General features: G+C 52.5%; 17 protein-coding genes. All 17 read left to right on the forward strand.

Annotated elements, in window-relative coordinates; translation table 11 throughout:
* Window positions 1–94: 94 nt before the first annotated feature.
* On the forward strand, window positions 95–460 hold the full coding sequence (locus tag WCV85_00925; protein MFA6473418.1) for an iron-sulfur cluster assembly scaffold protein: 366 nt from the start codon (window positions 95–97) through the stop codon (window positions 458–460).
* 198 nt (window positions 461–658) lie between these two features.
* Window positions 659–877 (forward strand): ferredoxin, encoded by a 219-nt coding sequence (locus tag WCV85_00930; protein ID MFA6473419.1) that lies wholly within the window; start codon window positions 659–661, stop codon window positions 875–877.
* 23 nt (window positions 878–900) lie between these two features.
* On the forward strand, window positions 901–1404 hold the full coding sequence (locus WCV85_00935; GenBank protein ID MFA6473420.1) for a cupredoxin domain-containing protein: 504 nt from the start codon (window positions 901–903) through the stop codon (window positions 1402–1404).
* Between the two features lie 189 nt (window positions 1405–1593).
* Window positions 1594–3093 carry a thymidine phosphorylase gene (locus tag WCV85_00940; GenBank protein ID MFA6473421.1) on the forward strand — a complete coding sequence of 500 codons (1500 nt, stop codon included), beginning with the start codon at window positions 1594–1596 and terminating at the stop codon, window positions 3091–3093.
* A 63-nt stretch (window positions 3094–3156) separates the two neighbouring features.
* Complete coding sequence (locus tag WCV85_00945; GenBank protein ID MFA6473422.1) at window positions 3157–3543, forward strand: BlaI/MecI/CopY family transcriptional regulator; 387 nt, start codon at window positions 3157–3159, stop codon at window positions 3541–3543.
* Complete coding sequence (locus WCV85_00950) at window positions 3540–4517, forward strand: M56 family metallopeptidase (protein MFA6473423.1); 978 nt, start codon at window positions 3540–3542, stop codon at window positions 4515–4517. The genes WCV85_00945 and WCV85_00950 overlap by 4 nt, the downstream gene beginning before the upstream one ends.
* A gap of 20 nt (window positions 4518–4537) precedes the next feature.
* Window positions 4538–6148 (forward strand): sulfite exporter TauE/SafE family protein, encoded by a 1611-nt coding sequence (locus WCV85_00955; GenBank protein MFA6473424.1) that lies wholly within the window; start codon window positions 4538–4540, stop codon window positions 6146–6148.
* A gap of 8 nt (window positions 6149–6156) precedes the next feature.
* Entirely contained in the window at window positions 6157–7125 is a 969-nt protein-coding gene (locus WCV85_00960) for a class I SAM-dependent methyltransferase (GenBank protein ID MFA6473425.1), read from the forward strand.
* 3 nt (window positions 7126–7128) lie between these two features.
* The gene (locus WCV85_00965) at window positions 7129–7305 is read left to right on the forward strand and encodes a hypothetical protein (protein MFA6473426.1); all 177 of its coding nucleotides are present in this window, start codon (window positions 7129–7131) and stop codon (window positions 7303–7305) included.
* Window positions 7306–7307: 2 nt separating this feature from the next.
* The gene (locus WCV85_00970) at window positions 7308–7502 is read left to right on the forward strand and encodes a cation transporter (protein MFA6473427.1); all 195 of its coding nucleotides are present in this window, start codon (window positions 7308–7310) and stop codon (window positions 7500–7502) included.
* A 2-nt stretch (window positions 7503–7504) separates the two neighbouring features.
* On the forward strand, window positions 7505–7870 hold the full coding sequence (locus tag WCV85_00975) for a cupredoxin domain-containing protein (GenBank protein ID MFA6473428.1): 366 nt from the start codon (window positions 7505–7507) through the stop codon (window positions 7868–7870).
* Window positions 7871–8057: 187 nt separating this feature from the next.
* Complete coding sequence (locus tag WCV85_00980) at window positions 8058–10271, forward strand: heavy metal translocating P-type ATPase (protein ID MFA6473429.1); 2214 nt, start codon at window positions 8058–8060, stop codon at window positions 10269–10271.
* A gap of 93 nt (window positions 10272–10364) precedes the next feature.
* Window positions 10365–12464 carry a hypothetical protein gene (locus tag WCV85_00985; protein MFA6473430.1) on the forward strand — a complete coding sequence of 700 codons (2100 nt, stop codon included), beginning with the start codon at window positions 10365–10367 and terminating at the stop codon, window positions 12462–12464.
* 3 nt (window positions 12465–12467) lie between these two features.
* Window positions 12468–12548 carry a hypothetical protein gene (locus WCV85_00990; GenBank protein ID MFA6473431.1) on the forward strand — a complete coding sequence of 27 codons (81 nt, stop codon included), beginning with the start codon at window positions 12468–12470 and terminating at the stop codon, window positions 12546–12548.
* A gap of 23 nt (window positions 12549–12571) precedes the next feature.
* On the forward strand, window positions 12572–13387 hold the full coding sequence (locus WCV85_00995; GenBank protein MFA6473432.1) for a DsbA family protein: 816 nt from the start codon (window positions 12572–12574) through the stop codon (window positions 13385–13387).
* 21 nt (window positions 13388–13408) lie between these two features.
* Complete coding sequence (locus tag WCV85_01000) at window positions 13409–13855, forward strand: RpiB/LacA/LacB family sugar-phosphate isomerase (protein MFA6473433.1); 447 nt, start codon at window positions 13409–13411, stop codon at window positions 13853–13855.
* Between the two features lie 5 nt (window positions 13856–13860).
* Window positions 13861–14487, forward strand: a complete 627-nt coding sequence (locus WCV85_01005; GenBank protein ID MFA6473434.1) for a hypothetical protein — start codon at window positions 13861–13863, stop codon at window positions 14485–14487.
* Window position 14488 lies beyond the last annotated feature (1 nt).

Here is a 14488-nt window from a genome sequence, read left to right on the forward strand (position 1 = left end):
TCGCTGCAGCAGCTTCGGAGGCCGAGCAAGTTCCCATCGTTGACTAGCATTCGTGTGCATCGGCGCTGAAAGGTAATCTATAACTCAATGTATTATGTATGACTCTTTGTTGTTAGATCACTACCACCACCCGCGGAACACGGGCAAAATAGACCCGGCTGATGCCCAGCACCGCGAACCTAATCCGCTGTGCGGAGATGTGATTGAAGTTTTTCTGAAGTTTGATGCAGACGGTAAAGTATTGGAAGTAAAATGGACGGGCGAAGGCTGCGCCGTGAGCCAAGCTAGTATGTCAGTAGTGTCGGATACGTTGGTTGGAAAAACCAAGACTGAATTGGGTAAGCTTGGTGTGCGTGATGTTGAGCAGGCTTTGGAAACGACCATCAACCCAGCGCGGCTGAAGTGTGCGACATTGGGTGTGGTCGCGGTGCAGAAAGCAGTGGAAGGGAAGAAGGGGTAGAGGTTTTTGTTTTTGGTGGAGGTATAGATGAATGGTTTTGGTTGATGGGTTGTATGCGGGGTCCGCTTGCTTAAAATGAATACCTCTATCCATACATCTATCTAGACCCAAACCCTCTATCTCTTTTGTACCCTGTATTGCACGCATCGGGTACATTCGCTATCCTTACCGTACTATCTCACCCTATTCGTTACATGTATGCCATTCAAGAGCATTGTGGTTGACCGGGAAAAGTGCATTTCTGCTGCAAGCTGCGTGGCCGTGGCGCCAGAAGTATTTGAATTAGATGGCGAAGGCAAGGCGATTATTAAAAATGCTACGGGGAATGATGACCAAACCATCATTGATGCGGCAAAGGCTTGTCCGACCCAAGCAATTATCATTGTTGATGAAGCTGGGAAGCAAATAGTTCCGTAGTTTCACTCTATCCTTCACCGCATATGCGTACGACCGCGCGTTTTGCCGCCGTACTCGTGGTTGGGAGCGTACTCTTGGTTGGCTGTACTGCAGCGAACACGAATTCGGCAACGAACACCATTGTTGTTTTGGATTTGGTCAATGAACCTGTAGTGAACGTGAATAGCCAGGTAAATGTGAATGCTGCGCTAGGGAACGCTAACAGCAGCGCGCAGAATAGCAATGTGCATGCAACAAACGTGAATTCTGCCCTGCAGAGTACAAAGAAAGTGACCATCACCGCTACAGGTTTTTCTCCTGCATCACTCACAATCGCGAAGGGCACGGCTATCACGTGGACCAACCGTTCAGGATCGCCCGCAAAGGTTGCGTCAAATCCTCACCCAACGTCTACAGACTTGCCTGGGCTTGTTTCCGCCATCCTTGCTGATGGTGAAACGTACAGCTATACTTTTACGCAAGTGGGCACCTGGGGGTATCATGATCATGAACATCCTACAGTGAAGGGGAGTATCATCGTTGAGTAAGTACTTCGTCACTAACCCAACGCCTATGGCATGCATCGACTGCGGCCACGAGCATGAAGCAGGAACACCGTGCACAGTAGAGGGGTGTACTTGCGGGAGTTAAGCGAAACGAACGAAAAGTGCTACGTTCCTTGGTGGACGTAGCCTTTTTTATCTCGTCGCATTGCCTTTACATGGTATACTTTGCACATGTTCATCCTTCGAGCCAAGCGTTTTGATTTGAGCACCGGCGGCCAACCTTTTGTGGTTGTACTGCGGAACGAGGACGGGAAGAATTTTGGCATTCACGCGGGTGATCGTATTGTCCTGCAGGTGGATGGGCAGAAGCTTACGGCGCAGGCTGACCTGACGCACCGGCGCGTGCGCGTGGGGGAAATTGGGTTATTCCGCGAAGTGTGGAAAGCGGGCAAGGTGAAAAATGGCCAACCCATTCGCATTGCCCCGCAAGGACGCCCGGCATCTATTGAAGCCATTAAAGCCAAGCTGTTGGGTAAGCACCTGCGGGAGCAGGACATGTTTGCCATTGTGCAGGATATCGTCAACCATCGAATTGGGACAACGGAACTCACGTACTTCGTTGCCTCCAGTTTCTTCCGGGAGTACACGCATGCAGAGCTGTACGCGTTGACGAAGGCAATTGCCGAAACCGGGGATCAGCTGCGCTTTGGACCCAAGATTGTGGCTGACAAGCACTCGGTGGGAGGTCTGGCTGGAAATCGGACGACCATGGTTGCCATTCCCATCATTGCTAGCTTGGGTATTTGCATTCCCAAGACATCGTCGCGCGCTATCACTAGCCCATCCGGCACAGCAGATACCATGGAAGTACTGGCCCCGGTTTCGCTGAGCTTGGAAAAAATTCACCGAGTGGTGAAGCAGCATCACGGCTGCCTTGTTTGGGGTGGGGGGTTGCAGCTCGCACCGGCAGACGACATTATCATCAAAGCCTCCCGCGCACTTTCCTTGGAACCGTACTCCAAGATGATTGTTTCCATTATGGCGAAGAAGGTTGCAATGGGCGTGACGCACTTGGTGATTGATATGCCGTATGGCCCAACCACCAAGATTCCTGACCTGCGTACTGCGCAACGTTTGGGGACAAAGTTCCGGTACCTGGGCAAGCGTTTTGGCATAAAGGTCCGCGTGGCAATGATTGAAGCACGGCAGCCGGTTGGCCAGGGGATTGGCCCAGCCCTGGAAGCGCGTGACGTACTCCGCGTGCTGCAGCAGAAAGAGTACCGACCCAAAGACTTGGAAGAGAAAGCCATTACCCTGGCGGGTATGCTCATTGAATTGGTTGGCATGGCGCGGAAGGGCACGGGCGCTAGCGTTGCTCGGGATCAGCTGGTGAGCCTCAAAGCCTGGAAGAGCATGCAGGGCATTATTAAGAGCCAGGGTGGGAAGGCGGATTTGGATTCTGAAGACGTGACGTTGGGAGCGAAGCGTTTGCGCGTGCACGCCACCCGTAGCGGGAAAATTCGTGCCATGAATAATCGAGCAATCGATGAACTAGCGCGCAGCTTGGGTGCGCCAGATGACAAGGTCGCTGGGCTGCACCTGCGCCATCGGTTGGGGGACAAGGTTGTGGCTGGTGAGGTGCTCTACACCTGCTACGCCAGTACCGCTGCTCGCCTGCAGTTAGCCGCTGCAGCAATGAAGCACGTGCGCGTGTATACCCTGGGGAAGTAGGGAATTTGACAAGCCGGTTGAGCTGCTACATAATGTAGTAGGCCTCTTCACTATTGCACACCTATGCAGGGAAAACGCACAGTTCCAGGGCTAGGTTCACTCGAAACCGTCATAATGGAAGCCCTGTGGAAAACCCAGGAAGCTTCGGTGCGGGACGTGCTGGAAGCAATTGGGAATGGGTATGCGTACACCACCGTCATGACCGTCATGCAACGCCTGCAAGAGAAGGGCGTGCTGCGTCGACGGCTGGTGGATGGTGCCTACCTCTACCAGGCAGTAGCAGCGCGTGACCAGTATGCGAAGGAGACGGTGCAGAAGATGCTCGACCAGCTCGTTGATGGTTTTGGTGATGTTGCCCTAGCACAATTCTTAGATACCCTAGACGAAGTATCACCCGAACGTTTGCAACGCTTGCGGACAAAGCTGCAGCAAGAAAAACGACGCAAATGAAGAGTACGCGTATACTCACATTGCAAGTCATGAGTGCTGGGTTACTACTCGGCACACTGCTTTGGTTGCTTGTGCAGTTTGTACCTCATGCTTGGACGACGCTACAGGATGTGTCGCACGGCATTGCGTACGCTTGTACTGCTGCGTGGGCGACAATCACCCAGCAGCAACTGATCTTCACCATTGTCGGCCTCAGCCTCATTGGACTTCTTGGTATTCGATTGGTAGTACAAGGATGGCAAGCAACCCGTCAGCAGCGAAAAGCATCCCCTGCGGAAGTTCCACCATCTGTTGATGTGCTGTCCGTTGCTGCTGATGCAGGTTTGGATGTGAGTCGGCTGGGCATTGTGGACGACGAGCGGCCATACGCGTACACGCGCGGCATTCGGTATCCAGAAGTTATGGTGTCTGTGGGCGCGTTGCAGCGTTTGACCCGGTCAGAATTGCGCGCTGTGTTGGAGCATGAAGGCCACCATCTACGAACTCGGGAGCCACTTCGACGTTTGCTCATTCACCTGGCAACCCGTTGGTTGCCAGTGCGTCCACTCCGGCGGCAGCTGCTCACCAGTTACGTCATTGCATCTGAGGTGGAAGCTGATCTCCAGGTCCACAACCAGCAAGCTCTGGGTGAAGCGATTCTACGTTTGGGTCAATTGCCCGGCATAGCAACAGTTACGGTTGCGGGTTTCAGCCCACTGGATGCCAGAATTGAACGGTTACTCGATGCAACGTACCGGCCATCTTCGGCACTTTCCATACGTTACGTCTTTGGGGCACTGGCTATTGCTATTGCGCTTGTCGTGGCTACTCCTAGTACACTGGCCGCATGGTTTGGCGGACAGCATATGCAGCAGACCTCTGCGCATTTGGCAGTCTGCAAGCAGGAGCATGAGCGGGCGCTCCAGTCCCAAGAGCGTGTGCAGACGTGTGGTCCGCAATCCACCCCACAATCTTGCATGGGTGTGCTTCACTAATTTCACTACACTTTCTGCGCATGCCTACAATTTTTAAACTCTCTGTTGGCAACCTGCACGATGCTGACCACGCAAAACGCATTGTTGAGCACCTACAACAGATGCCAGGGATCATGCGGGTTGATGTGAATGCCAGCAAAGGCTTGCTCCGCGTTGTCGCTGCAGCAGACGTGGTTTTTACGCAGGTGGAGCAGCGCCTCCAATCCATCGGAGTTGTGGCTACACTATTTGCATCGCCAGATATTGGTGAGCATCCCTCGCAAAAACTGGAAGTACGTATTGCCGGCATGCACTGCCGTAGCTGTGAGCTTCTGGTGGAGCGGGAATTTAAGCAGCTGCCGGGCGTGCAGAAAGTGCAGGTAAACGCAGATCGGGGGTACGCCCGTTTGACCTGTGATGCAGCTATTTTGCCTTCTCGAACTACGCTGAACAGCGTCATTGAGAAGCATGGCTACAAAGTCGCGGCGAAGCAGATTCAAAGCGAAGGACTTCCAGAAACAGAACGTCCGCGTTTTGGCCAGTTGCTTGGCATCTTTGCCTTGGTATTCGTCATTGGATTCATTCTGTCAAAAACCGGACTACTCCGCTTCAATGCTGATGTTGGCAACTCAACCGGGCTGCTCGCTATTTTCTTCCTTGGCCTCGTCGCTGCCACAAGTTCCTGCCTTGCTGTGTCGGGTGGGCTCATGCTATCGGTGGTGGCAAATTTTCGGGAGCGGTACAACCTCCAGGGTCGCGCCAGGCTTATCCCCACTGTAAGTTTTGTTGCGGGTCGAATCATTGGGTATGCCGTCTTGGGTGGAGTGATTGCTGGTATTGGTAAAGTGCTCTCGCCGTCACCACTCTTCACCGCCGTGATTACGATTATCGCGGCACTGTACATGTTCATTATGGGTTTGGATATGCTGCGCTTGGCGCCGAGTTGGCTGAAAGCGATTCTCCCCCGGATGCCCAAGGCTTTGGGTCACCGGGTCATGGACAGCAACAAGAATGTTCACTGGTTTTCCCCATTTCTCCTGGGGGCACTCACCTTCTTTTTGCCGTGTGGGTTCACGCAGTCCCTCCAGCTGTACGTCCTGACTACCGGAAACGTGCTTACTGGAGCATTGACGATGTTCGCCTTTGCTTTGGGAACTGCGCCGGCATTGCTCGCTCTCGGCTGGGTGTCACATTCACTCAAGGGCAAAGCGGGTCAGTTCTTCTTCCGGCTGGCTGGCGCAGCCGTTATCGTTCTGGGGCTGTACAATTTCAGTAATGGCTTGGCCATTGCCGGCTACCCAATTTCTTTTTCCCGTGGGTCAAGTCCTGAAACTGTGGTGCAAGGCAATGTCGCCGATCCGAACGTGATCTTTGATGGTACACGCCAAAATGTGAAGACGACCTTTACCGACTTTGGGTATAGTCCAAGCACCTTCACCGTGAAGGCTGGCGTGCCTGTGCACTGGGAAGTGGATTCTGCTGGGAAAGCGGGTGGATGTCGGTCATCTTTCCTAGTACCAAAGTTAAAGATTTCTGAATCGGTGGTGAATGGGGTAAGCATTTTTGACTTTACCCCAGACACGCCCGGCACGTACGCCTTCAGCTGTGGTATGGGCATGTACCGTGGCAGCTTCTCCGTGGTTTCTACCTAAGCATAGGTATGAAAATGCTTACCTTTCATGGAGAGTACTCGTACAACAAAGCAACCACGTATGAAGGTTTTGTCGCCCTTTGTCACTTTGAACCCTTTGATGATATTGATTTGATTCGGAAAGCCGCATTGGCGCTTGTGAAAAAAGCTGGTCGGGAGCAAATTATTGTTGTCCCATTTGCACATTTGCATAGCAAAGTTGCACCAAGCAAGGAAGGGAAATTTCTTTTTCAAACACTAGTGCACAGCATTTCTTCTCAACATCCGAAAACGGTGTCGGCACCATTTGCTGTAGAAAAAGCGTTGCATATATCTGTTCCAAAAAAAGATTCACTAATAAATTTTCTCAATTTTAAACCTACATACCTTCATGAAGTTCGGAGGCTCTATGAGGTCTACGCGGAAGATTACGATTTGCACATGATGAAAACCGGGCATTACAAAGCGCAAGAGAGAATTTATGAGGCCGTGAAGGCACACATTTATGAGCCGGTCATCGATGTTGCTTGTGGTCCTGGTTTTTTACTGACGCAAATAATGCGAGATTATTCAAAAGTGTACGCGAACGACATTTCCGAAGCAATGATTGCTCTTGCAAAAGCGCGAGTGAAAGGAAAGCATATTGCATTTTCAAAAGATGATGCGATGACCCTTGATTCTTTTGGTGGCAAAAGATTTGGAACAATTATTTCATCTAATCTTTTTTACTATATAAAAGACAGAGAAAAGGCAGTACAAGGGTGGAAAAAGTTTTTACAGGATAGTGGGAGCATTATTTTTATTGAGGAGTACCCGTTTATAAACACAAAATCGAAATATTTTGAGGGAAAAAGAAGCGGGATTACCAGTATTCTCTCACCAGTTTCACCCGATGAAATCACCGCGCTCATGAAGCACAATGGCTTTACACTGACGCTGAATACAAAAACCGCAATAGATAAACGACATGATTTATTTGGGTTGGTATTTAAAAAATAATCTATGCCTTCACATATTCCCTTTGACCCTGATTTTGACCAACCTGCACGCACGCCTTTCCCTGGGTTTCTCCGGGGCACAAGTGCACGAGTTGCGCTCATCCTCGGTATGACCATCGGAATGTCGGCCTTGAGTTTCATTGGCATTGTGCTTTTTCTGCTCTTGAAGCGTAACGGTTAGGTATGTATGTACAGCTTGTTCCATTACTGAACATGCACTGCGCGTCCTGCACAACATTGGTGCGGCTTACTTTGGAAGAAATGCCTGGCGTTATCAGTGCACAGGTTGATGAACGCGAAGCCAGGGTAGAGTTCGACCAGACGAAAGTTCGTCCAGAACAAATTACTTCTGCAGTCAAAGCGCTTGGCCACGCCTAAGTATGCAAATCCTAGGCATCATTCTCATTATTGTCATCGCTGGTCTCTTCTTCCTTTGGTTGCGTTTTCAACGTCAGCAGGAAGCAGCAGTGCAAACTTCGTCTGGGGTTCAGCAGCAAACAATTGTCGTACGTGCTGCATACAAACCGAACGTCGTATCCATTCGAACTGGCACACCTATCGAGCTCATTTTTGATCGTCAGGAGGACACGGAGTGTTCACGCTTCGTCACGTTTGAAGATTTGCACATCCGGCAAGATCTCCCCGCTTTTCAAAAAACGATCGTCAATTTACCCGCCTTACCAAAAGGGGAAGTCCTCTTTACTTGCGACATGGGTATGTACCAGGGAAAGCTCGTCATTTCTTAAACCAATGCAATCTTGCACCCTCTCACTTCGTGGTATGCACTGTGCTAGCTCGTTTCGAGCTGCACCCTTCGTGCCCGAGCTGCTGCTCGGTCACTCCGGGTTCCGCTCGAATCCTCGCTTGACCCCACAAACCCGTGCTCACTTCGTTCCGCTTCGTGTTTGTGGGGACCCGGAAGAATTTTAATATATGGCTGAGCAAATTGTACTCTCACTTCGTGGCATGCACTGTGCAAGTTGTAGTCAGTTGATTGAGTTGGCATTGCGGAAAACACCTGGCGTGCAAACAGCAACCGTGAATGTGGCTACCGAGCAAGCACACGTGGAGTACGATCCAGCTGCCGTTGACGTACCAACTTTAGAATCCGCAGTGCAGAAGATTGGTTACGGCGCTGAACGGGTAGTTGCAGCGGGGGTGGCCGCCAGTCACCAACGTGACCGTGTAGCGGAGCAGCGGAATCAAGATATGCGTCGGTTGCAGCGCTTTTTCTGGCTTGCCCTCAGCTTTTCCATCCCGGTCTTTGTCTTGAGCATGGGCATGTCGGTCTTGCCGGTTATTGAGGACATTCCTGGCCGTGCGTGGATTGTGCTTGGGCTGACGTTGCCAGTGCAGTTCTACGCGGGTTGGCAATTTTTCGTTGGGTTCTGGGGCGCCCTGCGTGCGCGAACGGCGAACATGGATTCGCTCATTGCTATTGGAACATCCGCAGCTTTTCTGTACTCACTCTTCGTGACGGTTGGTGTGGTGGAAGGGGAGCTGTACTTCGAAATTGCCGCTATTCTCATAACGTTTGTTCTCCTGGGGAAAATGTTGGAAGGCCGGGCAAAGGGGAAGGCGAGTGAAGCCATTCGGAGTCTAGCCGGCTTGCAAGCCAAGACTGCGATCGTCATCAAGAACGGGCAAGAGGTTGCGGTGCCAGTTGAAGCGGTGCAGGTTGGTGATGTGCTGCGGGTGAAGCCAGGCCAAAAAATTCCCGTGGATGGTATTGTCGAATCCGGTACGTCCAGCGTGGATGAGTCTATGGTTACCGGAGAAAGTTTGCCGGTGGAAAAGGGTGAAGGGGATGCCGTCATTGGTGCGACCATCAACGTCAACGGTAGCTTCACCTTCCGGGCAACCAAAGTCGGCGCTGCAACGATGCTCGCGGGTATTATGAAACTCGTGGAAGAAGCACAAGCAAGCAAGGCACCAATCCAGCGATTTGCCGATCGCGTGTCGGCGTACTTTGTTCCGGCGGTGATCGCGCTTGCTTTCATTACCTTTGTCAGTTGGTTTTTTCTGGCTGGTGAACCCTTTGTGGAAAGCCTGCTGGCGTTTGTCGCTGTCTTGGTCATTGCCTGCCCATGCGCTCTGGGACTAGCCACACCCACGGCGATTATTACTGGCACTGGCTTGGGCGCGCAGCGGGGGATCCTCATCAAAGGTGGTGAAGCATTGGAAGCCGCCCGGAAAATTGACGTGGTGGTGTTTGATAAAACCGGGACGCTGACGCATGGCAAGCCGGAAGTCACCGACACCCTCACTTTTTCCTCGCTGTTCACCAGTGCACAAGTCTTACGTTACGCTGCTGCGGTTGAAAAGCTATCGAGCCATCCCTTGGCTACCGCCATAGTCCGTGCCGCTGGGGAGTCTGCGTTGACACCGGAAGATTTTCAAACAGTACCTGGCCAAGGCGTGAAGGCAATTGTTGATGGACAGCACGTACTGCTTGGTAATCGGACAATGCTCTCCTCAGCACATATCGTGGTATCGTCTGAAGCCGAAACGCGCATCCAACACCTTGAGCAGGCCGGCAAGACCGTCATGCTCTTGGCTGTCGATAAGCACCTCGCAGGGAGTATCGCCGTTGCTGATACAGTAAAACCCTCGGCAAAGCCTGCCCTGGCAGCACTCCATGACTTGGGTATTCGGACCGTGATGATCACCGGTGATAACCAACGGACAGCCGAGGCAATTGCGGCATCGTTGGGGATCGGTGATGTGCAAGCCGAAGTCCTGCCCCAGCAGAAGGAGCAAGCCGTGGCGAAGTACCAAGCTCAGGGAAAGCGGGTGGCGTTTGTGGGTGATGGGATCAATGACGCGCCGGCGTTGGCGCGCGCAAACCTGGGCATTGCCATTGGCTCTGGGACAGATGTGGCAATGGAGACCGGGCAAATTGTGCTGGTGCGTGATGACTTGATGGACGTCGTCCGTGCCATCAAACTTGCCCGGGCAACCTTCCGAAAAATAGTCCAAAATTTTTTCTGGGCCCTGGGGTACAACGTCGCCGGCATTCCCATTGCCGCCGGCGCGTTTGCCTGGGCTGGCCTTACCCTGCGGCCTGAGTTTGCGGGTTTGGCAATGGCATTGTCGTCTGTGTCCGTGGTGAGTAATTCGCTGCTCCTGAAGCGTTGGAAAGGGTGAGAGGAAATGAAAATATAAACAATACTAGTAACCCTTTTGAGTAAAAGGATACTATTAGTATGGGGTTAGTATTTCTGTTAAAATGAGGCTGTTATGCACACCGAAAACCCCGGTTTCCTCAAGGAGAAGTACAGTAATTTCCACACCAGTGAGGAGGTGGAACGTGCTGCCGTGCGCACGGAAGGGCGAACCGGTGAGAAAGTCCCGCAAGACCCTGCAGCAAAGATCCAGAACTACCTTGGCCGTCTGGAACGACTGGCCATGGACTCGGAGAAGACCCAAGGCAAGAAGATGGTGGCGGGGAAATCCCGCCCCCGTGCTCTGTCTCTGCTGCGAGACATGGTCATGGAGAAGTACGTCCGCGCCAACAAGGACAAGCTGGCCGAAGGTGCGGCCCGGGTGGAAGAGCGGGCTGCCCGGAACCTAGGCATGGATGTACGGTACAACGAAGAAGCACTGGAACAGCGTGGTGAGATCGCCGTGGAAGACCTGGAGAAGTCCCTGGACAACTGGCTGCTGTACCTGTCTGATGCTAACGAGCCCTACCCCACCTGGTTCCGCTACTACGCCTTCCGGAATGTCCTGGAGATGGGTGACTTTGACAAGGACAAAGGTGAGTTCACGAAGCGTTCCCCTGGCACCACCCGTCTGTTCCCCGATGTGGACCACGGAGCCTTGGCGCACGTACAGCAGATGATCGAGGCCGCGAAAGACCCAGCTATGCTGGCACGCCTCCAGGACGCCCAGCGTGCTGCCGCGAATAACAACCTCCCCGCCGGTGAACTCCTCACCAAGGAGAAGGTCGCAGCCTTTGCCAAGCTCTCCTTTGCCAAGCAGTACGCCGAGGGTATCCGTCAGGCCGGAGAGATTACCCCAGAGATGAAGGAAGAAACCCAAGGCAAGTGGGTCACCTACCAAAAGGGCACTGACCCTACCGCCCTCTGGGCCTCCCTGCAGAATAAAGGCACGGCCTGGTGCACGAAAGGTTACGCGACGGCAGCAAAGCAGCTTGAAACAGGCGACTTCCACGTGCACTACACCCTAGACAGCCAAGGCAAGCCCACCATTCCTCGGATTGCCATTCGTATGGATGGTGACCAGATCGGCGAAGTCCGCGGTGTAGCAGACAACCAGCAAAATTTGGAAGGCAACATGATCACAATTGCCGAAGAAAAAATGGCTGGACTCCCAGGGGCAGAGGGGTACAAGAAAAAGTCTGCGGACATGAAAGCTCTCACAGAAATTGAGCAGGCAGTGAAAGCAAACAAACAGCTTACCAGCACCCAGCTCCGCTTTCTCTACGAAGTTGATTCGCCAATTGAGCAATTTGGTTTTAAACGTGACCCCCGCATCAATGAGTTGCTCGCTACAAGGAACCCTGAGGAGGATATACATCTTTACGGGTATGACATTGCACATCCAGACACGCAGGCGCTGAAGTTTATTTACGATATCGGTGATAAGCGCGTCCCTCGATCATTCCTTCCAACAATAGAAATACTTCGCCGAAGTCGTAACATCGAAGCAGACCTGCCTGTGGTGTTCGAGTGCATACCTGATCAAATCGCCCGAGATGCAGAGCATATTACCGAGGACACCAAAGCATACGTAGGGAAGCTCGTCCCCGGTATCTTCCAGATGCTCCCTGAAGGAATTGAGCATATTTACACTGCTTTCCCTGAAGGTCGGATTCGCCAAGATCCCGTGAACATTGGCGGCACAACGAAAGCAGACCTCCAACGCCAGCTGGAGGAGCAAGGTATTGGAAAAACATCCTTCGCCGATTACATGTTAGACAGTCGGGACTTTACCACGGGTACAGAAACCGAAACCGCTAACTTGGTTCGTCTTACTGTGGAGATGCTGGGCTTCCCGAAAGGCGCAACCACGAAGGAAATTTACGAGCGTGCAGAGGAGTTGGGCTTGGAACTCTGCCCTGCAGAAGTCGGCCCGCAGTACCGGCTGAAAAATACAAATCAACCGATGAATGAGTCGATTGTTATTGGCATGAAGCAAATTACAAGTTGGAACGGCAACCCGCACGTTTTCAACCTGGAGCGCGACGAAAACGGTCTGTGGTTGTACGAGAACTATGCGAAGTCTAACAAGGAGTGGAATCCGAAGTCCGAGTTTGCCTTCCGCCTCCGCAAGAAAAAGAAGGAAGCTGTGGATCAATCCGAGGTGGAAAAGTAACCCATGTCAAAAATCATTGTCGGTCTCTCAGGTGGAGTTGATTCGTCCGTAGCCGCGCTGCTCCTGAAGCGTTGGAAAGGGTAGGGCATAGTGGTACACTGAGGGCTGTGGAGACCAACACCGACAACCAACGCCACCCACAGCACGCCCAGATTCACCAAGAACTGCGGGGTGCCAGCGCGCAAGGAGGACCCGATAGTTCCGTGCTCATGCCCCCGCACGTGCACTGGTTCAAGCCGCTCATGCTTGGGTTGGCACTTTTTATCATTGTCTTCTTAGGTACAGTCATTGCCGTGGATGCCTACCGGGCGCGCCAGCAGAATGCAGATCCTTTTGCGGCTGCCACAAGCGGAACGGATGGGCAATCGACCGTGAGCAACATTCAGACTACCAATCGTTCAGCAATTCCAAAACTGGAAACCGCAGACGATCCGTTCCTGGGTCCGGAGAATGCGTCAGTCATTGTGGTGCTCTTTGCGGATTTCCAATGTCCATTTTGCAAAGAGTTTTACTCCACTTACCGGGAAGTTGCCGTGCAGTACCAAAACCGTGTGAAGTTCATTTTCCGGGACATGCCGCTTACGGATATTCACGACCGTGCGCAAGCAACGGCTGAAGCTGCAGGGTGTGCATTTGCGCAGAGTAATGAAAAATTTTGGGCATACCACGACCGGCTCTACCAAAATCAGGACGATTTGTCCGATGCCGCACTGCTCCGTGCGGCCACGCAAGTGGGTCTGGATGAAAAGCAATTTTCTGCCTGCGTTGCTTCGCATGAACGGAAAACTGAAGTGGACGAAGACTACCTGGATGGTGCGTCTGCCGGAGTTCGCGGCACGCCCACCCTGTTCTTCAACGGTCGGCGGGTGCAAGGGGTTATCCCAAAAGACAAGTTCACCAAGGCGCTGGATTTACTCTTATAATTGTAATGCTATACTGCACGCATGCTTTTCATCGGCGCTGATCACGCAGGTTTCGCCCTCAAAACCCACCTGAAAAAATTTCTCACCCGTCTGGAATACCAGGTGGAGGATGTTGGCGCGCATGCGTTAACGCCAGGAGATGATTACCCAAATTTTGCCACTGAGCTGGCCAAGCGCGTGCGCCGTACCACCGGCAGCATGGGCATTCTCATCTGCGGCAGCGGGGTGGGTATGAGCATTGTGGCGAATAAGTTCGCTGGCATCCGCGCGGTGAATGTGTGGACAGAACGGGTGGCGAAAATGGCGCGGGAAGAAGAAGATGCAAATGTGCTTGTCTTGCCCGCAAAGTTAGTGCCTCGCGCAACAGCAGAAGCAATTTGTCGGGTTTGGCTGCGCACGTCGTTCCGGCGGATTCCACGCTACCGTCGTCGCCTTAGTGAACTCGCCCGGATTGAGAATACAAATTAAACTGTATGCAAATTACACCAGCGATTTTGGAAACAGAAGCAGAAGAGTTGAAGCAGAAAGTTGCAATGGTGGAACACGCGGTGGACTTGATTCAGATTGATGTTGGTGATGGTACGTTCGTGCCAACAGTGACGGTTTTGCCGCGCGCATTGGGGGAGTTTCGACCGCTCACAGCTTTGGAAGTGCATTTGATGGTCCAACGACCAGACCGGTTTGCTGCAGACTGGGTGAACCTGGGTGCGACGAAATTCATTTTCCATGTGGAAGCGGATGGTGACTTGGAACGTTTCATTGCGCAGTGTCGGGAATTGGACTGCGACGTGGCCATTGCCTTGAATCCTGGGACGCCATTGGAGAAATTGGAACCATTCCTTGACCTGGTGGATGAAGTGTTTTTTTTGGGTGGGAAGCCTGGTGCCCAGGGGAATCCGTTCCAACCCGACGTGTTGGATGCCATCAAAGAATTTCACGCCTCGTTCCCCAGTATGCCCATTGCCTTGGATATCGGGGTGAATGAGGAAAATATACCAATGATTGCGGCAGCCGGGGTAACGCGAGTGTGCGTGGGTTCCACCCTCTGGAAGAGCGCAGACCCCGTGGCAGAATTGCAGAAGCTCAGCGCTATTCAGTAAT

This window comes from Patescibacteria group bacterium (assembly GCA_041665345.1).
In the GTDB taxonomy this organism is placed as follows: Bacteria; Patescibacteriota; Patescibacteriia; order PEXW01; family PEXW01; genus JBAYJA01.